This is a genomic window from Micromonospora sp. DSM 43699 (genome assembly GCF_055517075.1).
Window position 1 is genome coordinate 42,782 of sequence record NZ_JBTMMT010000035.1, and the last position, 21,700, is coordinate 64,481.

The following is a 21,700-nucleotide window of genomic DNA, read 5'->3' on the forward strand; positions in this document are numbered from 1 at the left end:
AGGCCCCCGATTCTGACACATGATGTGGCTACTTCCTTCTCGTAACCATCCTGCTCATTGCCGAAGGAGCCCGTCATGACGCTTGCCTACTGGATCTTTGCTGCCCTGCTGGCCGTGTTCTACCTCTATGCCGGGGGCAAGAAGGTGGCGCAGAGCCGGGAGCAGCTCCGGCCGATGATGGGCTGGGTCGACCGCGTACCCATGCCGTTGGTCCGGGCCATCGGGGTGCTGGAGGTTCTTGGCGCGGCCGGCCTGGTCCTGCCGCCGTCGACCGGGATCGCGCCCTGGCTCGCGGTCGCGGCGGCCGTCGGGCTGGTCCTGATCCAGGTCGGCGGGATCGCGGTGCACCTGTCCCGTGGTGAGACCCGGCAGATCGGGCTCAACATCGTCCTGCTGGTGGCCGCCGCCGTCACCGCCTGGCTGGCCACCACCTGGGTCTGAACCGGACGAGGGCCGTCCGCTCGCGGGCGCACCGCCTGTGCCAGGCAGAATGCGGGGATGGCACTCGACAGGTCCGGGAAGCTGTGGCGCGGGGAGAACGTCGACGACCTCGCCGAGTACCTCCGCTACTTCGCGGCGGGTGGTTACCCGGTGGCCACGGTGGTGGAGTCCCGGTGCGGTGGGTGTGACGGCCGTGCGTTCCGCGTCGACATCGACGAGGAGGAGGCGACCCGGCGGACCTGCCTCGCCTGCGGCGCGGTCGCCTTCATCGGCGACAGCGCCGACCACTGGGCCGGGACCGGTCACGAGTCCTGCTCCTGCCCCTGCGGTGGTGAGGAGTTCGCCGTCGCGGTCGGCTACGCGCTCGTCGACGACGGAGAGGTGCGCTGGATCAGCGTCGGCCTGAGGTGCCTCGACGACGGCACGCTCGGCGTCTACGCCGACACGAAGATCGACTACATTCCGTCACGCCACCTTCTCCGTCAGGCGTGAAGGGGGCGGCCGGGTCAGGGAACGCAGCAGCGCCGGTAGGCCGTGGTGCACTAGGGGAAGGCCGCCCAGCTCGCTGAGCCCGACCCAGGCGACGTCGTCGTGCTCGTCGGGGGCACGGTTGGCGGGGGAGCCGAGCCAGGCTCCGACGTGCCAGACACCCACGTGTACGGCGTCCTCGCCGCTGCCGGCCCACAGGTCGCCCACCCGTGAGGAGGACTCCGCGACGATCTCGACGCCGACCTCCTCGCGCAGCTCGCGGGCGAGGGCCTGCCGTGCGGACTCGCCCGCTTCGACGTGGCCCCCGGGCAGATCCCACAGATCCGGGTACGCCCGGCGGGCCGGACTGCGGTGCGCCAGCAGGACCGCGTCGTTCACCACGAGTGCGCCACAGACGACGATGTGCATGACGGGATTCGAACACACGGGTGGGACAGGCGGGGGCGGTCGGCGTCCGGCGCGCACCGGCTGACCAGCACAACTCCGTGCCCCGACCGTCAGGACCGCCGGGCCGTGCCCGGGACCGGTCGGACGAAACGCGGCACTCCTCGAACGGTCCGCGGCCGACGTCGAAGCCCTGCCGGCGACCTTCTGGACGCATTGACCGCTCCCGGGTCGCGCGGGGTCAGCGTCACCGTCGCTGCTGGGCAGCAGAGCTAGTCATGGCGGTGGGCGGCGGCTGCGGCGACGGTGGCCAGGTCCTCGCCGGAGAAGCCGGCGCGGCTCAGCACCCCCAGGGACTTGTTCGTCGCCAGCGTGCACAACGCCAGCTCGGCCGCCTCCTGCTCGCCGGCCCCGGCCGCCAGCAACGCCTGCTCCAGCATCGCCCGCAGACCGTCCATCGCCGCGCGGACCATCGCCTGGCCCTCCGCGTCGAGGGCCGGGAACTGCGTTGCCGACACCGTGACCAGGCAGCCGTCCGGGACGGTCGGATCGGCGATGCGGTTCAGGGTGACCTGCAGGAAGGCGGCCACCACGGCGCTCGGGTCCGGGTGGGGTCCGCGCAGTGCCTGGTCGAACAGCGGATGGTAGGTCTGCGCGTACAACTGGAGGCTTTTCCGGAAGAGGGCGCTCTTGTCGCCGAAGGTGCCGTAGAGCGAGCTGCGGCCCAGGCCGGTGCCCTCGGTCAGCCGGTCGATCGAGGCCTCCGACCAGCCCCAACGCCAGAAGACGAGCATCGCCCGTCGTAGTGCCTCGTCCACGTCGAACTGCTTGCGGCCCGCCATGATTGTCAGCATACCCATCTTGTATCGATCGTTCCAAGATGGGTATGGTCGGCGGCATGACAACCTTGAGTTCGCTGCGGCTGCCCGACGGGTTCACCGACGTCTTCACCAGCCGGCTCGTGGAGCTGGACGGGCTGCGGCTGCACGCGGTCACCGGCGGGGACGGCCCGCCGCTGCTGCTGGTCGGCGGGTGGCCGCAGACCTGGTACGCCTGGCGTGAGGTGATGCCCGCGCTCGCCCGCACGCACACCGTCGTCGCCGTCGACCAGCGCGGGACCGGGCTCTCCGACAAGCCCGACGCCGGCTACGACGCCGGCACCCTGGCCGCCGACCTGGTCGCCCTGATGGCTGCGCTCGGGCACGACCGGTTCGACGTGGTCGGCCACGACATCGGCATGTGGACCGGGTACGCCCTCGCCGCCGACCACCCCGAGCGGGTGGGCCGGCTCGCCGTCGTCGACGCCATCATCCCCGGCCTCACACCCGCGCCGTCGTTCTTCAGCCCGGCCGAGGTCAGCCAGCGGCTCTGGCACTTCGGCTTCAACCGGCTCGACGACCTCAACGAGGAACTGGTCCGGGGCCGGGAACGGCTCTACTTCGGCTACCAGTTCGCCAAGAAGGCCGCCACCCCGACCACCATCCCGGCGTACGCCGTCGACGTCTACGTCGACGCGATCGTCGCGGACCCGCGCGGGCTGCGGGCGAGCTTCGGGTACTACCGGGCGCTTGACGAGACGATCGCGCAGAACGAACAACGCGCGAAGACCCGGCTGACGCTGCCGGTGCTCGCCATCGGCGGCGCGCTCTACAGCGGCGCGGCGGTCGCCCAGACGATGCGACTGGCGGCCGACGACGTCACCGAGGTGATCATCGACGACTGCGGCCACTACGCCGCCGAGGAACAGCCGGCGCGGTTCACCGAAGCCCTGGCGAGCTTCCTCGGTGGCTAGCTGGCCGGGGCGGTGAAGAACCCGGAGAGCGCGTCGACCAGGGGTTGCGGGGCCCGGTTGAGCGCGTCGTGACTCGCGCCCGGCACCACGAGCGTGCGGGCGTGCGGGATGGCCCCGGCCAGCGCCTCGATGATCGGCCGGTAGTAGGCCGGACCGGCGCCGCCGCAGGCCAGCAGCACCTCGGCCTTGACGCCGGCCCACTGCTCCGGTGGGCCGTCGTGCCGCTGGATCAGCGTGCTCTCGTCGAGGGTGGTCGGCAGCAGTTCGCCCATGGTGCGCCCGACCGGCGACCGCAGGAACAGTCGGCAGAGGGTGGTCCGGACGGCCAGCGGCAGGCGCGACGCGGGCGAGTGGGTGTTGAGGCCGCCGCCGGTGATCGCCAGGGCGCGGGCGGTGTTGCCGGCCTGCGCCGCCTGCTGGGCGGCGGGCACCCACCCGAGGGGGAACAGGCCGTTGACCTGGATCGCCGGGTCGTAGAGGGCGAGCCGGTCGATCGGCAGGCCGCGGGCGGCGGCACGCAGGGCCACGAAGCCGCCGGCGCTGTGGCCGATCACGTTGCGGACCCCGGTGTGGGCCAGCAGCGTGGCGAGATCGTCGACGTCCTGCTCGCCGTCGTAGGGCTCGGCGCGGGCTGCCGCGTCGGCCCGCCCGCGCCGGTTGTAGAGGTGGACGGTGAACCGGTCGGCCAGCCGCAGGGCCAGCCGACGGTAGATGTCGATGGTGACGCCGCCGCCGTGCACGACCACGAGGCCCGGCCCGCTGCCGACGGAGTGGAGCACGATCTCGGCACCGTCGGCTGCCGGCACCCGTTGGACGGTCCAGTCCTGTTCCATCTCGTCCTCCCCCTCGAAACCGCGAACGGCGTTCGCAGTTAAAGTCTAACCGTGACGTCACCCGATGAGCCAGAGCGTCCGCCGATCTGGTCCCGGCCTGCGCGGGGCCTGCGCGGTCCCGCCCCGACGCACTCCCGGTACGAGATCGTGGCCGCCGCGATCGCGATGGCGGACGCCGACGGCATCGGCGCGGTCTCCATGCGGGCGGTCGCCGCCGCGCTGCACACCGGAGCCGGATCGCTCTACCGCTACCTGTCCTCCCGGGACGACCTGCTCGACCTGATGGTCGACCGGGCGGCGGGGGAGCTGCGCCCCTACCCGGATGGCAGCGGCGACTGGCTCGACGCGATGCTGCGCCTCGCCCACCGGCAGTTGGCGCTCTACCGCCGGCACCCGTGGCTGGTGGAGGTCCTACCCCGGCCGACCGCCCCCGGCCCGCAGAGCCTCGCCTGGTTCGACCACTGCCTGGCGATCCTGCGCCCGGTGCCGGCGGCGACCGCCACCAAGTTCGAGGCGATCGCCATGATGACCGGGGTGACGTCGCTGTTCGCCCGCCGGGAGTCCGCCGGCCCGCCGGTCGGCTTCGCCGGGATCGACGTGGCGGCGTTCCCGAACCTGACCGCCGCCCTCACCGCGCCGCCGTCACCGTCCGCACCCCGCGACCTCTTCGAGACGACGGTACGCAGCGTCCTGCGCGGACTGCTCGTCGACGACCCAGGGTAGGGCCGGCGGGCGGACCCTACCGGCTCCAGCGAGAACGGAGGGCGGGCCCTACTGGCTCCAGCCGCCGACCCCGCCGCTGCCGGTGCCGCTGCCGTCGGTGCGGTTGCGGTGCTCGTCGAGTCGGTTCCGGGCTTCGGCCGACGCCTGCTGGTCGAGAATCCGACGGTCGGGGTCGATGGGTGCCAGTCGGGAACGACGCCACAGCCAGACGGCGACGGCAGCTACCACCACGATGATCAGGATAATGAGCCAACGCATGTCGGCCTCCGTCCACCGAAAGGCTTCGGGTCCGTTGTGGTCCGGAACTCCGCTGCCTCCAGTATGCCCGGTTCCTGTCAAGCGAACGGCTCGCCCAGGTCGCCGGCAGGGTCGATTTATGACAGGCCCGTGCAGGGATTCAGGGGCCGTCCCACCACTGTAGCGATCGCTTTGGGGGTATGGGTCAATGACGCCGGGACTTCAGCACGACCAGTCCGACGACACCAGCGACCAGTGCCGCAATCGAGACGATCAGCAACACCCACGGCACGGCATCGCCACGCTCGCCCGAAACCATCTCGTACCCGGCCCAGGCGATGACCCAGGGCGACACGGACGTCAGGTACCAGTACGTGCTTCCGGCGACGCTCATCTTTCTCGATGCGGGCAGCCTGGCGAATCCCAATGCTGACAGTCCTGTTCATGCCCGGTAGTGACGTGGCGGTGAGGCGCACCGCCCGATCGTGCCGCGACCACGACGGAGGTCGGTGGCTGGGTGGGCAGCACCAGATGAACGTGGCGCCAGCAAGGTCGACATGCCGGCACCCGCGGGCCGCAGCGAGAGCCAAGCCCGTGACGACACCAGGAGCGACCGCTGCGCCCAGTATGGCTGCGCCTACGAACCCGACACCGGTCCAAAAGCTTTCGCTCCCTCAGGCAGCTGTCCAGTGGGATTGATGTAGTTTACCGGGTTGTCCCGGCGTAGGCGTATCGGTTGCAGACGATCGCTATGATGATTTGGGTGACGTCGCTGTTGGCCCGCCGGAAGTCCGCCGGGCCGCCGGCCGGCTTCGCCGGGATCGACGTGGCGGCGTTCCCGAACCTGACCGCCGCCCTCACCGCGCCGCCGTCACCGTCCGCGCCCCGCGATCTCTTCGAGGCGATGGTACGCAGCGCTGCTCACCGATGACGCCAGATAAAGCTGGCTGCAGGGCTCTTGCCGGGCCGGATGGGTGGCGTCGGTCGAGGCCGGTCGGCATCAGGCACGGGTCGTCGGCGCAGCCAATGCTGCTACCTATTTCCAGGTTCGACTATCAGTAGTTCCAGTGCGGTTTCCGGCCGGATGAAGGTGGCGTCGTATGTCTGCACCTTCTCGCCGGCGGCAACTGCCAAAGTGAACTGCATGTTCTCCTCGACGTGCAATTCGAGCGGGGCGCTGGTGAGCCAGTCGAGGCGTGCCCTGAAGACGTGAGGCCCGGGATTCACCTTCAACGTGATGCTTTCGCCCTGCTTTAGCCTGGCCACGACGACGCCATCCAATTCTATCTTCATGCGGCGTAGCAGTCCTCCTAAGTCGTTCCCGCGACGAACCACAACTGATGCCATCGACTCCTCCTCAAGTGTTGCTCTTGCATCAAGCTTGCGGTGGCTCGTGATGAGCCACCGCAAGCTTGGGGCGAAATCAGGCAGTCGAAGCATCTGCCTCTACGAGTTCGGCGAAATCTCGGAGGGTTTTTCCAATTGTGGATCTTATGGGGTCGGGCTTGACTCTCCGCTGTGAAGATGTCACCCATAGGGCCCGTGGCGTCTGAGAGGCTCGTGGCAGCGTGAGGAGGACGGGGTGGCGACCCGCCCTCCTCACGATTTCTAGTCGATCCTGCCCCCGTGTCTTCTCTGCGCCTCAACCCCTGAATTGATGGCTAATGTGCCACGGCGCGGATGATTGGCAGGATTGCGGTCAGGCGGGAACGAGCCGGACCGCAATCCTGCCCTTCCGTCGCTATTGACGCGAAGGTGAGATGCTATTGGTAATTCAGTTGGGGCTACTTATTCCAGTTTCTCGGTCTAGCCAGCAATGCCAAGGAGGTGACAAGAAACGGCACCCCGGCGAAGAGTAGGACTTTCAACCACGGCAGTTTGAAAACAGTCAGGCCGAGTAGTGCGCACAGTACGAAGGTGGCTAAAAGCCAAAGCCATGGGGATCGCTTTCCCATCGAGTCCCGCCTATCAATCGGTCAATTGGCTGAGCCCGAAGCCTACCGCTGCTCCCACGCCAGTGCATAGTGCCCCCGCCCATCCGACGCCCTGCGCTGCCACGAGAAACCCAGCACCGCCAGAGGATGCGGTTAAGGCAGCAGCCCCAAGGACGACGGTTGCCTCACACATGACGGTAGTGATCACGCCGACCATCGTCGTTCCGATATTGGTGCCCGTGTCCATACCTGTGGGGTCAATGAAATTCAGAGGGCTGCAGGCAGCGTAAGCATAGCGGTTCCCCTTCTCGGGGCTGCCGATGAAGCTGAGGTTGTCCTGTTGGGTGAAGCGGCCCTGTCCCGGGTTGTACCAGCGCTGCCCGAACTTGGTGAATCCGGTGGTCGGGTCGTACGTGCCGCCGGTGTAGCGGATGAGGTTGCTCTGGCCAAGGTTGTATTCGTCGGTGGTCGTCCCCGTGCCGTAGGGATCGTAGCGGTAGGTGGCCGAGACGGTGCCGTCTGCCTTGACGATGGCCACTGGCGAGCCGAGCGCGTCGAGCACGTAGGCGTGGTCGGTGGATCCGAGCCGCAGACCCAACGGGGTGCCGATGCCGTCGCGTTCGACGTAGGCGGTCGAGCCGTTCGCCGTCCAGGACTGCAGCCATGGCATGCCGTGTTGGTCTTCCATGCCGTACTGCATGGTGGCCGTGGTGTTCTGGACGAGTTCGACCTGGTCGGTGCCGGCGTAGGAGTAGCTGCCGCTGTTGGCGCCGGTCATCTGCTTGACCGAGTTGTACGTCACCGGGTTGACCGAGGGCGTGCTGACCCTGGTCTGGTTGCCGCGGCCGTCGTAGGTGTTGTTGGTGGTGGTGATCTGGTTGGCGGTGTTGTAGGTCAGGGTCTGGGTGGTGGTGCCGTCGACCTTGACGCTGGTGCGGTTGCCGTTGCTGTTGTAGGCGTAGTCGTAGGTCTTGCCGTTGTAGTTGGTGGCCTTGGTCAGCCGGTTGGCCTTGTCGTAGGTGAATTGGCTGACGGCGGCGGTCACCTCGTCCTTCTGCCACTGGCGCAGGCCGGTGTCGTCGGCCTTTGCCGTCGAGCAGGGCTGACCCGAGGTGTACTCGGCGTGGCAGTAGGTGACGTCGAAGACGGTGGCCGGGCTGGCCGAGTTGCGGGTGGCGGTGATCCGGGTCGGCCGGTTCGACTTGTCGTATGTCGTCTGGGTGCGCAACGCCCAACTGCTGTTGGTCTCGTTGGTGGCGAAGTACGTGTAGGTGCGGTTGCCGTCCTTGTCGTACTGGAAGTTGTAGCGGGTGTTCCCGGCGGTGTCCATCCGGACCAGCCAGTTGCGGGTGTTGTAGTAGTACTTCGTGGTGCCCCGACCGTCGGTCAGCTCCACCAGGTTGCCCACTGCGTCCGGCACGTACGTCAGAATGCCACCGCCGGGGTTGTTCCGCTCGCGGAGCCGGTTGAGATTGTCGTACGACCAGGCGGTGGTGCCGGTGGCGTCGACGCGGGTGAGCAGGTTGCCGGTGCCGCCGTAGTCATAGGTGACCGGGGGCTGCGTGCCGCATCCGGAGTAGTCGATCTGGGAGATCCGGTCGTCGAGGCTGTAGGTGTAGCTGGTGGTGCAGCCGTCGTTGACGGTCTTCAGCCGGCCGTAGGGGTCGTATGTCATGGTCTTGGTCGCCAGGCCGTTGCCGGTCGGCGGGGTGACAGTGGTGAGTTGCCTGCTGCCGTCGTAGCTGTAGTTGGTGGGGTTGCCGGTGTTGGCCGGGTCGGTCGAGGTCTTGACGGTGCCGTCGGTGTTGTAGTCGACCTCGGCCTTCGCCGCGAGGGCGTCGGCGGTGGAGGTGGGGTTGCCGGCGCCGTTGTAGGTGTAGGTCGAGCTGTTGCTCTGGGTGTCGATCGAGGACGACGGCTGGAAGTTCGCCGTCGGGTTCGTCGAGGTCGCGGCGTTGGCGTACGCGGCGGAGGCGCTGGCCCCGGTCGGGGACTCCGACTTGGTCATCGACTCACCGGCGTTCGCGCCGAAGGTGTTGGTGACAGTCGAGTTCTCCGGGCTGACCGAGGTGGCCACGTCGCTGTACGGCGTGTAGGTCTTGCTCTGCTCGTTGCCGGCCGGGTCGGTCGTCTTGGTGACCCGTTTGCTGCTGTTCAGGTCGTAGGTGGTGTGCGGCACCGCCGAGACGGCCAGCGAGATGTCCTGCCGGGCGTCGGCGACAAGCGTCTGGGAGGAGGTCGGGTACGCCAGGCGGGTGGTGGAGCCCTGCATGGTGGCGTTGTCGGTGACCTGGGTCAGCGAGGTGACCCGGTGCTGACCGTCGTAGGTGATGGTGACGTAGGTGTTGTCCTTCGTGGTGATCTTCGTGAGGTCACCGGCGGTGTCGTACTCGAACAGCACCTTGCGCCACGTCGCCGACTGGATCGTCTGCAGGCGGCCGTTGCCGTCGTAGGCGTAGGACACCTCCCGCCAACTGCCGTCGCTGCCGGTCTGCCGGTACTTACTGATCTTGCCGGCGGTCCACGTCGCCGCCGCAGTGCGCGCCGCGGTGGGGCCGCGGTCGGAGGTGATGCCGGTCATCTGCCCGCCGCTGTAGGCGACGTCGGTGACGTTGTCGTTGCGGTCCTCCGTCTTGTCCAGCAGCCCGTCGGAGCCGAAGAACAGTTTCTTGCCACTGTCGTGCTCGGTGAGTTTCCAGCCGGTCCCGTTGTGCGCCAGGGTGGCCTTGAACTCGCTCGGCGCGGAGTAGCCGGAACCGGAGGCGGTGAACTTGCCGACCACGCCGTCGGCGGCGGCGTACGTGACCGAGTCGTCGTCGGCCGGGTAGAGCTTGACGTCCTGGCCGGCGCGGGTGCGCCACCCCGCCCCGTGTGCGCCGGTCGCCAGGTCACTGCCCAGCAGCAGGCTGTTGAAGGTCGCGCCGACTGTGACGTTCTCCGCGACACCGGGCAGGGTGAGCTCGGTGCTGCTCAGCATCAGGTTGCCGGAACCGACGTTGACCTTCGCCTGTAGGCGGTCGCTCAGCGAGAACGACAGTTGGGTGGCGTTGCGTACCGGCCCGGTGCCCTTCGGCACCGACGGTGCCGCCCCCGCGAGCGAGGCGGCCCGCGACGGGGTGGTGTGTGGCGTGTCGAACAACCAGACCGAGGGCTTCGACTTCGGGGACACGACGGGCTTGCCCACCCCGTCTCGACCACCGGGTGCGGCGGCGGTCGCCGCCCCACCTGAGGGCATTACCAGCACTGATGTGGTCAGCAGGGCTGAGACTATCCCCGCGACCATTTTGCGTTGACCCACAAAAATCTCCCCGATGACTCCAGTGGACGAATTTCCACTGGTATGGAGCTATGCCGAAGAGCCGGACGCTGAGCCGGGCGGACCCGATTCAGGGCGGGCGTGACCGACACCCGGATGAGCGGGTGTCGAGGAACGGCCAAGAGTCAGACTGGCGAGGTGTCTTCCAGGCAGTAGACGGTGCGCCCTGCCGCTGAGGTGGCGGGAAGTTCTGCCAGCACGGCCAGATCGTGGTCGACGCGACGCGCGGCCCGCACAAGGGCGGGCACCACGATGGCAAGTAAGAGGAAAATTGCCACGAGCACGAGGGCGGCGTTCATCCGCAAGCCCATGAAGACGCCAAGCAGCGACGATTGTTCATTGATTCACCGAGTCCCCGTTTTGATCACCTGTCGGCAATCATTGAAAGATCATCCGCCGTCTGGACAGTGGCCCATGAAGGTCGCGACTCGACACGACCGGATCCCCGAACAGCCCCCGTGATTCTATTGCTGTCCGACAAGCGTCTGGTCACGAAGCTATCCATCGATCGAATGGCTGTCAATGAAAAGCACAACCAGCCAGGAGGAAAGCCAGAATTCTCATCTAAACGGACCTATGAGTTACTCTCCGTGTCCCACCTGTCCGTTAGTGGTAAGGGATCAGATCGTCTAGGGTCCATGGGTGAGCCTGCGGAATGTCGACACGCCGTCCACGCCGTCACGGCGACGCCGCCCGCCGGGCACCCCGTCCATGGTGGCGTTGGTGCTGTTGACCGGGGTCGGGCCGTTCGCCACCGACGCGTACATCGCCGCCTTGCCCGAGCTGCGGCGCTCCCTGGAGACCAGCGCCACCGTGGCGCAGCTGACCCTGACCGCGTTCATCGTCGGGATGGCCGCCGGCCAGCTCCTGCTCGGCCCGGTCAGCGACGTCCGGGGCCGGCGGGGCATCGTGCTGGCGAGCACGCTGAGCTTCGCGCTGCTGTCGCTGGTCTGCGCGGTCGCCCCGACCGGTGGGATCCTGGTGCTGGCCCGGCTCTTTCAGGGCATCGCCGCCGGCACCGGACTGGCGCTCGGCCGGGCGATGGTGACCGACGCCTGGCAGGGTACGCGGGCCGCCGCCCGGTTCGGCACCATCGCCTCGGTGACCTTCCTCGGTCCGGTGCTGGCACCGGCCGTCGGCGGGGTGATCCTCGACCACGGCACCTGGCGTACCGTGTTCCTCGCCCTCACCGCGCTCGGGGCGGTGATGGCGGTGGCCGCGCTGGTCGGGCTGCCGGAGACGCTGCCCGCACACCGCCGGCAGGCGGGCGGCCCGCGCGAGGCGGTGGCGCGGATGGCCGAACTGCTGCACGACCGGGTGTTCCTGAGCCATCTCACCGTGCTGTGCCTGGCCATCGCCGGTTTCTTCACCTACATCGGCGGGTCGTCGTTCGTCTTCCAGACGGTCTACCGGCTGGACGAGGCCCGCTACACCCTCGTCTTCGCCACCAACGCCGCCGGGATGGCCGGGGCCGGGCTGCTGTTCCGGCTGCTTGTGGTGCGGGTCGGGGCCGCCCGGCTGCGGGCGGTCGGGGTGGCCCTGTCCACTGTGGCCACCCTCGCCCTGCTGGTCGTCGCCGTGGTCGACGGGCGGGCCGGATGGCCGCTGGCGGTGCCGTGGGTGCTGCTCGCCGTGGTGGTGACCGGGATGGGCCTGACCCTGCCGGCGACCACCGCGCTGGCCCAGGAGGCGGGCCGCCGTTCCGCCGGCACCGCCGCCGCCCTCCAGGGTGGCCTGGGTTTCCTGGCCGGCGCGCTGGTCACGCCGCTGACCGGTCTCCTCGGGTACGCGACCCTGCTGCCCATGGCGTCGGCGATGGCGGTCTTCTTCGTGGCGGCCTGCGGGGTGCTGATCCTGTCGGCCCGGCCCGGCGCGCCCTCTCAGCCACTTCACAGTCCTACCGTTTAGGGTGCGCGAGGTAACTGTGTGTGCTCCATGGTGGAGTGCGCCGACCGTGAAACGGGAGTACCGATGGTCTTCAAGAAGATGCTGAGCGCGTTCGGTGTCGGTGGGCCCAGCGTCGACACCGTCCTGGCCAACCCGAACACCCGGCCCGGCCTGACCCTCGACGGCAACGTGAACCTGGTCGGCGGGGACGCCCCCGCCAACATCGAGCAGATCGGCATCGGCCTGGTCACCCGGGTCGAGGTCGAGGGCGGCGACGGCGAGTACGCCGGGGTGATGGAGTTCCACCGGATGGTGGTCAGCGGCCCGCTCCAGCTCGCGCCGAAGCAGCAGCTCGCCATCCCGTTCCAGTTCCCGGTGCCGTGGGAGACCCCGATCACCGACGTCTACGGTCAGCGCCTGCACGGCATGACCATGGGTCTGCGTACCGAGCTGGCCATCGCCCGCGCGGTCGACAAGAGCGACCTGGACCAGGTCAACGTGCACCCGCTGCCGGTGCACGAGCACATCCTCGGCGCGTTCCAGCAGCTCGGTTTCCGGTTCAAGCACGCCGACCTGGAGCGGGGCCACATCCGGGGCTCCCAGCAGACGCTGCCGTTCTACCAGGAGATCGAGTTCTTCGCGGCACCCCAGTACGCACAGGCCATCTCCGAGGTCGAGCTGACCTTCGTCACCAGCCCGCACGGGGTCGAGGTGGTGCTGGAGTGCGACAAGCGGGGCGGCTTCCTCAGCTCCGGGCACGACGTGTTCGGCCGCTACACCGTCTCGCACGCCGACGCCGACCGGGTCGACTGGGCCCAGGTCGTCGACGGCTGGCTGCGCGAGACCACCTCGACGTACGGCAACCTCCGCGCCTCCTCCGGGTTCGGTGCTCCCACCCACGGCTACCCGATGCACGGCCAGAGCCACGGCCACCACGGCCGGGGTCCCGGAATGGGCGGCGTGGTGGCCGGCGCGGCGCTCGGTGTCGCCGGGGGCCTGATCGCCGGTGAACTGCTCGACGACGCCTTCGAGGGCGACGACGACGGCGGTGACTTCGGCGGCGACTTCGAGTGACCGCCGCAGAGCGGCCCGCCTACGTGCGGCCCGCTGTGTGCGGCGGCTGACGGGAAACGGCGATGGCCCCCGGGAGGAATCCCGGGGGCCATCGTACTCAGCAGCTCGCGCTGCTCGGGTCAGCTACGGTCAGCGCCGACCCTTGCGTTCCGCGCCGGAGCGCCGCGCCGAGCCGGCCTTCGCCAGGCCCCGGCTCACCAGATAGGCGCCGGTCAGGGCGGTCAGGAACCACCACGCCTGGTTCGGGTTGTTGATGTTCAGCCCGTTCGTGGTGGTACCACGCCAGAAGGCGGAGATCACCACTACCGCGACTGCGGCGGCATAGACCCAGAACTCGGTGGTCAGGAACGACTGCTTGGTCTCCGTGCCCGGAGACGGCATCGGATCCCGGTGCCCGTCGTGCATCGCCGGCATCTGCCGGGTCTGCTCGTTCATCATGGCGTTGCGCTGGGCGGTGTCCTGCATCGACGTCCGGTTCTGGACGTCCTGCATCGGCCGGTTCATGGGCCTGGTGGATGCAGCCTGCGTGCTCATCTGGTCCTCCTCAGGATTTGATGAGTACCTGGCACTCCCTCGCCCCGCTACCGTGGTCGGCCACGGCACGGTTCACCTGCTGTGGCGGGGGCACCCTGGGTCTACCCCCGGGCCCCGAGCAGGTAACACCGACCCGCCCCGAAATGTTCGCCGCCGGTGGTCCCCCGGTCTCGGGCACCGTCGGGACCGGACTCCCGGACCAGCCGGCCCAGGTCCGGCGTCCGCCACCAGTCCGGGCCGTGCGGCCCACGGGCTGCGTACCGGCGGATCGTCGTGGACCGCCCGCGACGAGCAACTGGCGAAGCCGGCCCGGCCGGTCGCGTCGACCAGCTTGCGGGTGACGCTCGGGTACGGCTCGATGTGGGCTGCTCCTCGTCCCGATGTCCAAGCCGGGCTCCGGTACGCCCACTGGCACACAGCAGCGCGAAGACCTCGTCCGGGGTGGGAATACGGGCACCGGGGACGGCGAGCTTGTCCGGGAGCGCCGCCGCTCGTTCGGGGTGATCCTGGTCGGTGCCCGCTCGCTCGGGGTGATCCTGGTCGGCGCCCGCCAGAAACTCCGGCAGCGTCCGGGAACGGTAGTCGATCGTGCGCAACTGGGCCAGGGTCAGCTGGTGCACCAGCATCCCGGCGACCGGCCGGTGGACCGGCGCGGACCGGTTTGGCCGGCACCGCAGCGGGCAGGCAGCGGGTTCACCACCACTGCTGCGAGGTGATGAACGTGGGCGAGAACGACAGGTTCCGACAGTCCGTCCGGCAGGCCGAGGACCGGCTCACCGCCGGGGTGTACGGCCCCGGGGCACTCGACGAGGTGACCGTGCCCCAGGTCGACGTGACCCGGGCCATCCAGGAGGACGACCCGGACGACGTGGCCGACGTGCCGATCGACCCGGAGGTGCTGCGCGACGGCGGCCCGACCCGGGGCCAGGGCGCGGTGACCACCACCGGCGGCACCGCCGGCCCGGCCAGCGTCCGCCGGGTCGCCCGACAACCCGAACGACACCCGGGTACGGTGGCCCCGACCACCACCGGCGACGCCACCACCGGTGGCCTGAGCACCCCGACCGGTGGCCCCGTCAGCGACCAGGCCGCCAGCGCCGTCGAGATCGGCGACTTCTCCGACGACTGACAGCGCGGATGTGCCGCGTGCTCACCTGGTCGGGTCTGACCCACCGAGCGACAGCGCGGATGTGCCGCGTGCTCACCAGGTCGGGCCCGGCATCCCGACCGAATCAGTGCGCCCGGCACTCGCGACACCCGCTCCGTCGTGGGCGGTCGATACCCTTGATCACGCTCGAACATGGATGTAGTGGCCTCCCCACGAGGGGAGGCCACTACATCCATGTCAACACCGTTGCGTTAGGTGGAACGGCTGTTCGTCAACCACCGCTGCCTCGCCGATCATGGAGTTGTGGTGGGTAACAGAACGCCCGTAGAACCCCCAAGGTCGGCACCACCACTCCATGATCGCCGAGCGGGCCCACCCCGCTCCCCGATCGGGCACTTCCTGTCCCGGGTTGACCAGAGCCACCCACGGCGTTAACGCAACGGTGTTGACATCCATGTTGCAGCACGATCTTGCGAGTCACGGGGACCCGGCGGGACGCGGCAGGGCGTCACAAAAGGGGATGGGGCGGGGCAGGGCGTCAGGGGTGGGGGCTGTCAGGGGGTGGGGCGGAGCACGCCCAGGCGTTGGGTGGCGCGGGTCAGTGCGACGTAGAGGTCGCTGCGCCCGCGCGGGGACTCGGCGACGATCCCGTCCGGGTCGACCACCAGCACCGAGTCGAACTCCAGGCCCTTGGCCTGGCCGACGGTGAGCAGCACCACCCGGCTCTCCAGTTCGGGTTGTTCGCCCACCGCCGCCTCGGGTAGCGCGGCCAGCACGACGCTCGCCAGCTCGTCGGCCCGGCTGGCCGGCACGATCACCCCGAGCCGCCCCTCCCGGTCACCCGGACGGGCATCCGAGCCGGCACCGGCCAGCCCGGCGGCCTCCCGGTTGGCCGCCTCGACCAGCTCGGCGGCGAGCCGGTCCGCCCCGACCGTCCGGTCCCACGGTGGTACGCCGCTGCGGCGTACCGAGCGGGGTGGGCGTAGTGCCGGGTCGATCCCGGTGAGCACCTCGGCGGCGACCGCCATGATCTCGGCCGGGGTGCGGTAGCTGACCGTCAACTCCTCCAGCCGCCACCGCTGCGCGACGTACGGTTCCAGCGCCTCGGCCCAGGACGGGGTGCCGGCCAGCGCGCCGGTCTGCGCCACGTCCCCGACGATGGTCATCGACCGGCTCGGGCAGCGGCGCATCAGCAGCCGCCAGGCCATCGGGGTGAGCTCCTGCGCCTCGTCGACGATGACATGGCCGAACGCCCAGCTCCGGTCGGCGGCGGCCCGCTGCGCGGTGGTCAGCCGGTCGGTTTCCTCCTGCCGTTCCAGCAGCCGCTCGGCGTCGATCAGGTCGGTGACACCGAGGATCTCGCCGCCGTCGGCGTCGTCCTCCACGTCGATCGAGCGGGAGCCCCGGGCGATGTCCAGCACGCCCTCGGCGTACTCGCGTTGGAAGGAGCGGATCCGTTCCCGGCGGGCGGCGGCGGCCCGCTCGTCCTCGCCGAGCAGCTCGGCGGCCTCGTCCAGCAGCGGCACGTCGGCAGGCGTCCAGCCACCGCCGGCCGGGCGGTGCAGCAGGGCGCGTTCGGCGTCGGTGAGCATCGGCGCGGCGGCGGCGATCCGCTCCGGGGAGGCGTACAGGTCGGCGAGGAGGCGCTGCGGGGTGAGCACCGGCCAGAGCCTGTCCAGCGCGGCGGTGATCTCCGGTTCCTCCCGCAGTTCCCGGCGGATCTCGGCGCGGTCCGCCTCCTCCAGCAGGTTCTCCCCGCCGAGCGGGTCGGCGCCGATCCGCTCGGCGACCTGGTCGGCCAGGGCGTGCACGATCTCGATGTCGAACAGGGCGCGGGCCAGGTTGTGCGGGCGGCCGGTACGCCGGACCCGGTCCCGGGCCCGGCGTACGGTCGCCGGGTCGAGCGGCAGCACCTCCCGCTGGGGCAGTTCGATCTCCAGCGGTTCGTCGGGCACCCACTGCCGGTCCCGTACGGCGGCGGCGAGCACCTCGGCCAGCACCGCCCGCCCCTTGAGCGCGGCGGTCCGGGCCGGCTCGGTGCGGCGGGCGCTGACCCCGGGGAAGAGGTCGCCCGGGGTGCTGAGCAGCACGCCCGTCTCGGCCAGCGCCGGCAGCACCTGGGAGATGTACCGCAGGAAGGTGGCGTTCGGCCCGACCAGCAGCACGCCCCGGGTGGAGAGCTGCTGCCGGTGGGTGTAGAGCAGGTACGCGGCGCGGTGCAGCGCGACGGCCGTCTTACCGGTGCCCGGCCCGCCCTGCACGACCAGTACCCCCGGCAGGTCGGCCCGGATGATCCGGTCCTGCTCGGCCTGGATGGTCTCGACGATGTCCCGCATCCGGCCGGTACGCCCGGCGTCGAGCGCGGCGAGCAGGGACGCCTCGCCGGTCAGCTCCTCGTGGCCGGTGGGGGAGGCCGCCTGGATGTCCAGCACCTCGTCGTTGAGGCCGGTGACCTTGCGTTCCCGGGTGCGCAGGTGCCGCCGTTGCCGGATGCCCTGCGGGTTGGCGGCGGTGGCGAGATAGAAGGGTCGGGCGGCCGGCGCCCGCCAGTCCATCAGCAGCGGGTCGTAGTCACCGTCGTTGTCGAAGATGCCGATCCGGCCGACGTAGTGCCGGCTGCCGTCGGCGCCGTCGAGCCGGCCGAAGGCCAGCCCCTGCTCGACCGCCGAGAACTGCTCGACCTGGTCGGCGTACATCCGGACGGCGCTGTCGCGTTGGGAGCGGTCCTGCTGGGTGCCGCCGCCACCGGCGCGCAATTCGTCGGTGAGCCGCCGGGCGGCCTGCTCACGCAGGTCGTCCAGCCGGCCGTAGAGCATCGAGACGTACGTCTGCTCGCGGCCGATCTCGTCATCGTGTTGCCGCAGCTCGTCCGGGCGCATTGACAAGCCGTCTCCTCGTCGCTTAGAATTGCTTCTGGAATGGCCTTCTGGTCATTCCTTCTTTTGTTTCGGGAACTGCTTAAGATACCGCCTGCGGCCGTCCGTACCAAGCCTGCGCCCGTTCCCGACCCTCGTCACACTCCCACGCCGCTGCCTGGCACCGCCGCTGCCTGCGCCGCGCCCCTCCACCGAGTACCGGGGTGGGGCCGGGACAGGCAGCGCGGGGCCGGACAGCCCTCGGGGGCCCGCACCGGCTTTCGCCGGCCCGGACCCCCGAGGGTCGTCGCGTACGGGATGATCAGCCGCGCGCGGCCTGGTAGAGCCGCTCCGGCGTCACCGCTCCGGCGAGCACCCGTCCGTCGTCGGTGAGCAGCACGCTGAACAGCTTCGCGCTGAACAACCGGCCGCTGCCCCAGTCCCCGCTGACCTTCGGCAACCCGTTGAGCAGGTCGAGGGCCTGGGCCGCGCCGGGACCGTCACCCGGTCCGGGCTTCGCCGCACCGCCGGCCGGGGTCCGCGCCGCGTCCGCCGCGTCCGTCCGCGCCACCAGCACCGTGGTCCAGCCGGTCCCGACGGTACGCAGACCGGCGTCGCCGTCCGCGTCGGGCCGCTGCGCCGCGTCGGGCTTCCCGGCCCCCGCCTTCGGGTGCGCGCCGGCCTTCGGCCCCGGGCGGTCACCGGTCGCCTCGGTCACCTTCACCCCGGGCGGCGGGTTGAAGGTGAACTGGTCGGCGTCCGGCCGCCGGTAGTCGACCTGGGTGAAGGCCAGCTCGAAGGCCGGCTGGTCGGCACCGTCGGCGAGCACCTCGAACCGCAACGGCACGTGCTCGGTCGCGTCGATGGCGATCCGCACCTGGTGCACCAGGGACGCCTGGTCACGCGGGGTGAGCACCAACTCGTACGCGTCCCGACCGGCGACGGTGGCCGACCGGCCGGTGGTGACCAGCGTGCTCGGGTCGACGGCGGCCAGGGCCCGTTCGGCGGCCTCCTTCGGGGTGACCGGCAACGCGCCCTCCGCCGCCCGCCCGGTCGACTCCGGCAGGGTGCGGTGCGTCGCGGTGTTGGCCTTGCTGTCCCAGGTCCACACGTCCCGGCCGGAGCGGACGACGTCCCGCTCGCCGAGGGTGTCGAGCAGCGCGACCCGCTGCCGGTCCGGCCCGGAGTACCAGACCCGAAGGGTGTGCGTGCCGGTGAGCAGCGCGGCATCCCCACCGGCCAGCCCGGCCAGCGGCGGCAGCCCGAGATCGGCGCGCTGCACCACCGTGCCGGACAGCCCGTCCAGCCGGGCGGTCTGCAGGTCGACGAGAAGCTGGGCGGCGCTGCGCGGGGGCAGGGCGGGTTCGGCGTTCGCCGCGAACGTGCCGATCGCGGCACCTCCGCCGACGACGGTGACCGCGGCGGCCAGCGGCACCAGCCACCGCAGGGTGGAACGGTTTTTCAGTAAGGACATGACGACACCTCCTGGGGCCATCCTGCCGGTCCGGTGCTGTGAACCGGCTGAGGACGGCCTCCCGGTCGCTCGCGTCGGGGTGGCAGGCTGGGGTTATGCGGGTGCTGGTGGTGGAGGACGAGGCGCGGCTGGCGGCGGCGCTGCAGCGGGGCCTGACCGCCGAGGGGTTCGTGGTGGACACCGCGGGCACCGGGCCGACCGGGTTGGATGCCGCCCGGCACGGCGGTTACGACGCGATGATCCTCGACGTGATGCTCCCCGGCCTGTCCGGCTACGAGGTGGTCCGCCGGTTGCGCGCCGACGAGCACTGGCTGCCGGTGCTGATGCTCTCCGCCAAGGACGGCGAGTACGACCAGGCCGACGGGTTGGACTGCGGGGCGGACGACTACCTGACCAAGCCCTTCTCGTACGTGGTGCTGCTGGCCCGGCTGCGGGCGCTGCTGCGGCGGGGCGCCCCGGAACGGCCGACCGTGCTCGCCGTCGGTGATCTGCGGCTGGACCCGGCCCGCCGACGGGTCACCCGGGCCGACGCCGAGGTGGTGCTCACCGCCCGGGAATTCGCCCTGCTGGAGTACCTGATCCGCCGGCCCGGCGAGGTGATCTCCAAGACCGAGCTGCTGGATCACGTCTGGGACGCCAGCATGCGGACCGCCCCGAACGCGGTCGAGGTCTACGTCGGTTACCTGCGCCGCAAGATCGGCCGGGACCGGTTGGAGACCGTCCGGGGCGCCGGCTACCGGCTGAGCCCGTGAGACGCCCCCGCTGGCCGGTGCTGGGCCTGCGCGCCCGGCTGATGGTGCTCGGGGTGGCGGGGCTCTCGGTGGGGCTGGCCCTGGGCGGGGTGGTGCTGCTGGTGGCGCTGGGCTGGACGCTGCAACGCACAGTCGACGAGGAGGCGTTCCGGACGGCCGACGCGGTCGCCCGGCTGGCCGGTGAGGATGCCCTGCCTGATCCGCTGCCGGTGGCCGGCGGGCAGTTGCGGGTGCAGGTGGTCGACTCGGCCGGACGGATCCGGGCCGCCTCCATCGACGCGGACCGGCTGGTGCCCATGGTCCGCCCCGGCCAGCTCGCCGGGGACGGCCGGCGGCGGACGGTGGTGCCCGGCCAGCGGCTCGGCTGGGAGGGGCCGGTGCGGGTGGTGGCGGTGCCGGCCCAGGCGGCGGGAGAGCCGTTGACCGTGCTGGTGGGTCGCTCCACGGTGGACGTCCGACACGCCACCCAGGCCGCCCGGACGGTGCTGCTGGTCGCCTTTCCGCTGTTGGTGGCGCTGCTCGCGGTGGTCGCCTGGCGGGTGGTCGGGGCTACCCTGCGCCCGGTCGAGGCGTTGCGCAGCGGGGCCGCCGAGATCACCGGCCGGGACGCGGCCGACCGGCTGCCGGTGCCCGCCTCGCAGGACGAGATCCACCGGCTGGCGGTCACCCTGAACGACATGCTGGACCGGTTGGCGGCGGCCCGTGCCCGGCAGCGGGCGTTCCTCGCCGACGCGGCGCACGAGCTGCGTAGCCCGTTGACGAACATGCGTACCGAGCTGGAGGTGGCCCAGCGTCTCGGTGAGCGGTCCGACTGGCCTGCGGTCGCCGCCGACCTGCTCGCCGACACCGAGCGGCTGGGCCGGCTCGTCGACGACCTGCTGCTGCTGGCCCGGCTCGACGAGCAGCCGGCGCAGCGGGCCGGCCCCCCACGCGAGGCGGAACCGGTGGAACTGGGCGGACTGCTCGCCGAGCTGGCCGCCCGCTGGCCGAGCCCCCCGGTCGCCGCCACCGCGACGCCCGCACCGCAGGCCCTCACCGCTACGTCCGTGTCGCCGGCTGTCGGTGGTCCGTCCGTGTCGCCGGCTGTCACCGGTCCGTCCGTGCCGTCGGCCCTCACCGCTGCGTCCGTGTCGTCGGATGTTGGTGGTCCGTCGGTGTCGCCGGTCGTCACCGTCGCTGCGGAGTCGGGGTCGGCGTGGACGGTAGGTGTTCCGGACGAGCTGCGGCGGGTGTTGGGGAACCTGGTCGACAACGCCGTCCGGCACGCCCGTACCCGGGTCGTGCTGGCGGTCGAGCCGGCGGTGGACGGGGCGTACCACCTGGTGACGGTGACCGACGACGGGCCGGGCATCCCGGTCGCGGACCGGGAGCGGGTGTTCCGCCGGTTCACCCGGTTGGACGAGGGCCGTGCCCGGGACGCGGGCGGTGCCGGGCTCGGCCTTGCCATCGTCGGGGAGCTGGTCCGTCGGAGCGGTGGCACGGTCGAACTCGCCGACGCCGACCCCGGCCTGCTGGTCCGGCTACGCCTACCGATCCTGCCGGACCCCGACTGAACCGTCGCCGCGCCTCGGCGTGACCCGCGCGGCGAGGCGCGGCGTGGCCTGAGCGCTGCCAGGCAAGCGTGGCGCCCCGGACGGTGCAGTGGGCCCGCCCGTCCGCCCGTCCGCCCGTCCGCCCGAGTTGATCAAGAGGTTTACGTCACCCCACCTGCCCCACCTGACGTAAACCTCTTGATCACCCGAGCGAGTGGGGTGGTTGAGGCGGTGATCAAGAGGTTTACGTCAAGAATTGCGTTGTGGGTGGCGTGAACCTATTGATCAACGGAGGCAGGGCGGGGCGGGACGGGGCGGGGCAGGGCGGGGCAGGG

Annotated in this window: 21 protein-coding genes and 2 pseudogenes; 12 read left to right on the plus strand and 11 right to left on the minus strand. The window is 70.5% G+C overall.

Going from position 1 to position 21,700, the window contains the following annotated elements:
• Nucleotides 1–75 precede the first annotated feature (75 nt).
• Both AC0AIB_RS18165 and AC0AIB_RS18170 read left to right on the plus strand, forming a co-directional pair.
• Nucleotides 76–441, plus strand: a complete 366-nt coding sequence (locus tag AC0AIB_RS18165) for a DoxX family protein (RefSeq protein ID WP_328338577.1) — start codon at nt 76–78, stop codon at nt 439–441.
• A 57-nt stretch (nt 442–498) separates the two neighbouring features.
• A complete protein-coding gene (locus tag AC0AIB_RS18170; RefSeq protein ID WP_465097115.1) occupies nt 499–933 on the plus strand; it encodes a hypothetical protein in 435 nt (144 codons plus the stop codon).
• Here AC0AIB_RS18170 and AC0AIB_RS18175 read toward each other — a convergent pair.
• A complete protein-coding gene (locus AC0AIB_RS18175) occupies nt 907–1,338 on the minus strand; it encodes an NUDIX domain-containing protein (RefSeq protein WP_465097116.1) in 432 nt (143 codons plus the stop codon). The two genes, AC0AIB_RS18170 and AC0AIB_RS18175, sit on opposite strands and share 27 nt — an antisense overlap.
• 248 nt (nt 1,339–1,586) lie before the next feature.
• On the minus strand, nt 1,587–2,156 hold the full coding sequence (locus AC0AIB_RS18180) for a TetR/AcrR family transcriptional regulator (protein ID WP_328338571.1): 570 nt from the start codon (nt 2,154–2,156) through the stop codon (nt 1,587–1,589).
• A gap of 56 nt (nt 2,157–2,212) precedes the next feature.
• On the opposite strand from AC0AIB_RS18180, the gene AC0AIB_RS18185 reads away from it, so the two are divergent.
• Nucleotides 2,213–3,106: an alpha/beta fold hydrolase gene (locus tag AC0AIB_RS18185; protein ID WP_328338569.1), complete on the plus strand. Its 894-nt coding sequence runs from the start codon at nt 2,213–2,215 to the stop codon at nt 3,104–3,106.
• Here the strand turns inward: AC0AIB_RS18185 and AC0AIB_RS18190 are convergent.
• A complete protein-coding gene (locus AC0AIB_RS18190) occupies nt 3,103–3,939 on the minus strand; it encodes an alpha/beta fold hydrolase (protein WP_465097117.1) in 837 nt (278 codons plus the stop codon). The genes AC0AIB_RS18185 and AC0AIB_RS18190 overlap by 4 nt on opposite strands.
• 51 nt (nt 3,940–3,990) lie before the next feature.
• Here AC0AIB_RS18190 and AC0AIB_RS18195 point away from each other — a divergent pair, with 51 nt between their 5' ends.
• Entirely contained in the window at nt 3,991–4,662 is a 672-nt protein-coding gene (locus tag AC0AIB_RS18195; protein WP_328338567.1) for a TetR/AcrR family transcriptional regulator, read from the plus strand.
• Between the two features lie 48 nt (nt 4,663–4,710).
• On the opposite strand, the gene AC0AIB_RS18200 is transcribed toward AC0AIB_RS18195, so the two are convergent.
• Nucleotides 4,711–4,920: a hypothetical protein gene (locus tag AC0AIB_RS18200; RefSeq protein WP_328338565.1), complete on the minus strand. Its 210-nt coding sequence runs from the start codon at nt 4,918–4,920 to the stop codon at nt 4,711–4,713.
• 184 nt (nt 4,921–5,104) lie between these two features.
• Nucleotides 5,105–5,293, minus strand: a complete 189-nt coding sequence (locus tag AC0AIB_RS18205) for a hypothetical protein (protein WP_328338563.1) — start codon at nt 5,291–5,293, stop codon at nt 5,105–5,107.
• A 369-nt stretch (nt 5,294–5,662) separates the two neighbouring features.
• On the opposite strand from AC0AIB_RS18205, the gene AC0AIB_RS18210 reads away from it, so the two are divergent.
• Nucleotides 5,663–5,830, plus strand: a complete 168-nt coding sequence (locus tag AC0AIB_RS18210; protein ID WP_328338561.1) for a hypothetical protein — start codon at nt 5,663–5,665, stop codon at nt 5,828–5,830.
• A gap of 101 nt (nt 5,831–5,931) precedes the next feature.
• On the opposite strand, the gene AC0AIB_RS18215 is transcribed toward AC0AIB_RS18210, so the two are convergent.
• The 3 genes from AC0AIB_RS18215 to AC0AIB_RS18225 form a co-directional block, all read right to left on the minus strand.
• Nucleotides 5,932–6,246 carry a hypothetical protein gene (locus tag AC0AIB_RS18215; protein ID WP_328338559.1) on the minus strand — a complete coding sequence of 105 codons (315 nt, stop codon included), beginning with the start codon at nt 6,244–6,246 and terminating at the stop codon, nt 5,932–5,934.
• 621 nt (nt 6,247–6,867) lie between these two features.
• On the minus strand, nt 6,868–10,017 hold the full coding sequence (locus tag AC0AIB_RS18220) for an RHS repeat-associated core domain-containing protein (protein ID WP_465097118.1): 3,150 nt from the start codon (nt 10,015–10,017) through the stop codon (nt 6,868–6,870).
• A gap of 257 nt (nt 10,018–10,274) precedes the next feature.
• A complete protein-coding gene (locus tag AC0AIB_RS18225) occupies nt 10,275–10,448 on the minus strand; it encodes a hypothetical protein (RefSeq protein WP_328338555.1) in 174 nt (57 codons plus the stop codon).
• 343 nt (nt 10,449–10,791) lie between these two features.
• Here AC0AIB_RS18225 and AC0AIB_RS18230 point away from each other — a divergent pair, with 343 nt between their 5' ends.
• Nucleotides 10,792–12,057 (plus strand): multidrug effflux MFS transporter, encoded by a 1,266-nt coding sequence (locus tag AC0AIB_RS18230; RefSeq protein ID WP_465097119.1) that lies wholly within the window; start codon nt 10,792–10,794, stop codon nt 12,055–12,057.
• Nucleotides 12,058–12,120: 63 nt separating this feature from the next.
• Nucleotides 12,121–13,110 (plus strand): sporulation protein, encoded by a 990-nt coding sequence (locus AC0AIB_RS18235; protein WP_328338551.1) that lies wholly within the window; start codon nt 12,121–12,123, stop codon nt 13,108–13,110.
• A 129-nt stretch (nt 13,111–13,239) separates the two neighbouring features.
• Here AC0AIB_RS18235 and AC0AIB_RS18240 read toward each other — a convergent pair whose 3' ends face one another.
• Nucleotides 13,240–13,575, minus strand: a complete 336-nt coding sequence (locus tag AC0AIB_RS18240; RefSeq protein ID WP_442930833.1) for a hypothetical protein — start codon at nt 13,573–13,575, stop codon at nt 13,240–13,242.
• A 449-nt stretch (nt 13,576–14,024) separates the two neighbouring features.
• On the opposite strand from AC0AIB_RS18240, the gene AC0AIB_RS18245 reads away from it, so the two are divergent.
• The gene (locus AC0AIB_RS18245; protein ID WP_465097120.1) at nt 14,025–14,360 is read left to right on the plus strand and encodes a hypothetical protein; all 336 of its coding nucleotides are present in this window, start codon (nt 14,025–14,027) and stop codon (nt 14,358–14,360) included.
• A gap of 5 nt (nt 14,361–14,365) precedes the next feature.
• Complete coding sequence (locus AC0AIB_RS18250) at nt 14,366–14,773, plus strand: hypothetical protein (protein WP_465097121.1); 408 nt, start codon at nt 14,366–14,368, stop codon at nt 14,771–14,773.
• A gap of 533 nt (nt 14,774–15,306) precedes the next feature.
• Here AC0AIB_RS18250 and AC0AIB_RS18255 read toward each other — a convergent pair.
• Entirely contained in the window at nt 15,307–17,631 is a 2,325-nt protein-coding gene (locus tag AC0AIB_RS18255) for a HelD family protein (RefSeq protein WP_328348867.1), read from the minus strand.
• A gap of 298 nt (nt 17,632–17,929) precedes the next feature.
• Nucleotides 17,930–19,081, minus strand: coding sequence for a LolA family protein (locus AC0AIB_RS18260; RefSeq protein ID WP_465097122.1), 1,152 nt, complete (start codon nt 19,079–19,081; stop codon nt 17,930–17,932).
• Nucleotides 19,082–19,176: 95 nt separating this feature from the next.
• Between AC0AIB_RS18260 and AC0AIB_RS18265 the strand changes: the two genes are divergently transcribed.
• The 3 genes and pseudogenes from AC0AIB_RS18265 to AC0AIB_RS18275 form a co-directional block, all read left to right on the plus strand.
• Nucleotides 19,177–19,833 carry a response regulator transcription factor gene (locus AC0AIB_RS18265; protein ID WP_328338545.1) on the plus strand — a complete coding sequence of 219 codons (657 nt, stop codon included), beginning with the start codon at nt 19,177–19,179 and terminating at the stop codon, nt 19,831–19,833.
• Nucleotides 19,834–19,874: 41 nt separating this feature from the next.
• Nucleotides 19,875–20,858 (plus strand): annotated as a pseudogene (locus AC0AIB_RS18270) (histidine kinase dimerization/phospho-acceptor domain-containing protein); the annotation flags it as partial.
• 168 nt (nt 20,859–21,026) lie between these two features.
• Nucleotides 21,027–21,386: pseudogene (locus AC0AIB_RS18275) on the plus strand (ATP-binding protein); the annotation flags it as partial.
• Nucleotides 21,387–21,700 lie beyond the last annotated feature (314 nt).

Excerpts from the sequence above, each read along its gene's own strand:
- AC0AIB_RS18255 (WP_328348867.1), bottom strand. The coding sequence starts at position 17,631 with ATGCGCCCGGACGAGCTGCGGCAACACGATGACGAGATCGGCCGCGAG.
- AC0AIB_RS18205 (WP_328338563.1), bottom strand. The coding sequence starts at position 5,293 with ATGAGCGTCGCCGGAAGCACGTACTGGTACCTGACGTCCGTGTCGCCC.
- AC0AIB_RS18215 (WP_328338559.1), bottom strand. The coding sequence starts at position 6,246 with ATGGCATCAGTTGTGGTTCGTCGCGGGAACGACTTAGGAGGACTGCTA.
- AC0AIB_RS18185 (WP_328338569.1), top strand. The coding sequence starts at position 2,213 with ATGACAACCTTGAGTTCGCTGCGGCTGCCCGACGGGTTCACCGACGTC.
- AC0AIB_RS18235 (WP_328338551.1), top strand. The coding sequence starts at position 12,121 with ATGGTCTTCAAGAAGATGCTGAGCGCGTTCGGTGTCGGTGGGCCCAGC.
- AC0AIB_RS18240 (WP_442930833.1), bottom strand. The coding sequence starts at position 13,575 with ATGCAGGACACCGCCCAGCGCAACGCCATGATGAACGAGCAGACCCGG.
- AC0AIB_RS18265 (WP_328338545.1), top strand. The coding sequence starts at position 19,177 with ATGCGGGTGCTGGTGGTGGAGGACGAGGCGCGGCTGGCGGCGGCGCTG.
- AC0AIB_RS18225 (WP_328338555.1), bottom strand. The coding sequence starts at position 10,448 with ATGAACGCCGCCCTCGTGCTCGTGGCAATTTTCCTCTTACTTGCCATC.
- AC0AIB_RS18260 (WP_465097122.1), bottom strand. The coding sequence starts at position 19,081 with ATGTCCTTACTGAAAAACCGTTCCACCCTGCGGTGGCTGGTGCCGCTG.
- AC0AIB_RS18190 (WP_465097117.1), bottom strand. The coding sequence starts at position 3,939 with ATGGAACAGGACTGGACCGTCCAACGGGTGCCGGCAGCCGACGGTGCC.
- AC0AIB_RS18165 (WP_328338577.1), top strand. The coding sequence starts at position 76 with ATGACGCTTGCCTACTGGATCTTTGCTGCCCTGCTGGCCGTGTTCTAC.
- AC0AIB_RS18170 (WP_465097115.1), top strand. The coding sequence starts at position 499 with ATGGCACTCGACAGGTCCGGGAAGCTGTGGCGCGGGGAGAACGTCGAC.
- AC0AIB_RS18200 (WP_328338565.1), bottom strand. The coding sequence starts at position 4,920 with ATGCGTTGGCTCATTATCCTGATCATCGTGGTGGTAGCTGCCGTCGCC.
- AC0AIB_RS18180 (WP_328338571.1), bottom strand. The coding sequence starts at position 2,156 with ATGGCGGGCCGCAAGCAGTTCGACGTGGACGAGGCACTACGACGGGCG.
- AC0AIB_RS18245 (WP_465097120.1), top strand. The coding sequence starts at position 14,025 with ATGTCCAAGCCGGGCTCCGGTACGCCCACTGGCACACAGCAGCGCGAA.
- AC0AIB_RS18175 (WP_465097116.1), bottom strand. The coding sequence starts at position 1,338 with ATGCACATCGTCGTCTGTGGCGCACTCGTGGTGAACGACGCGGTCCTG.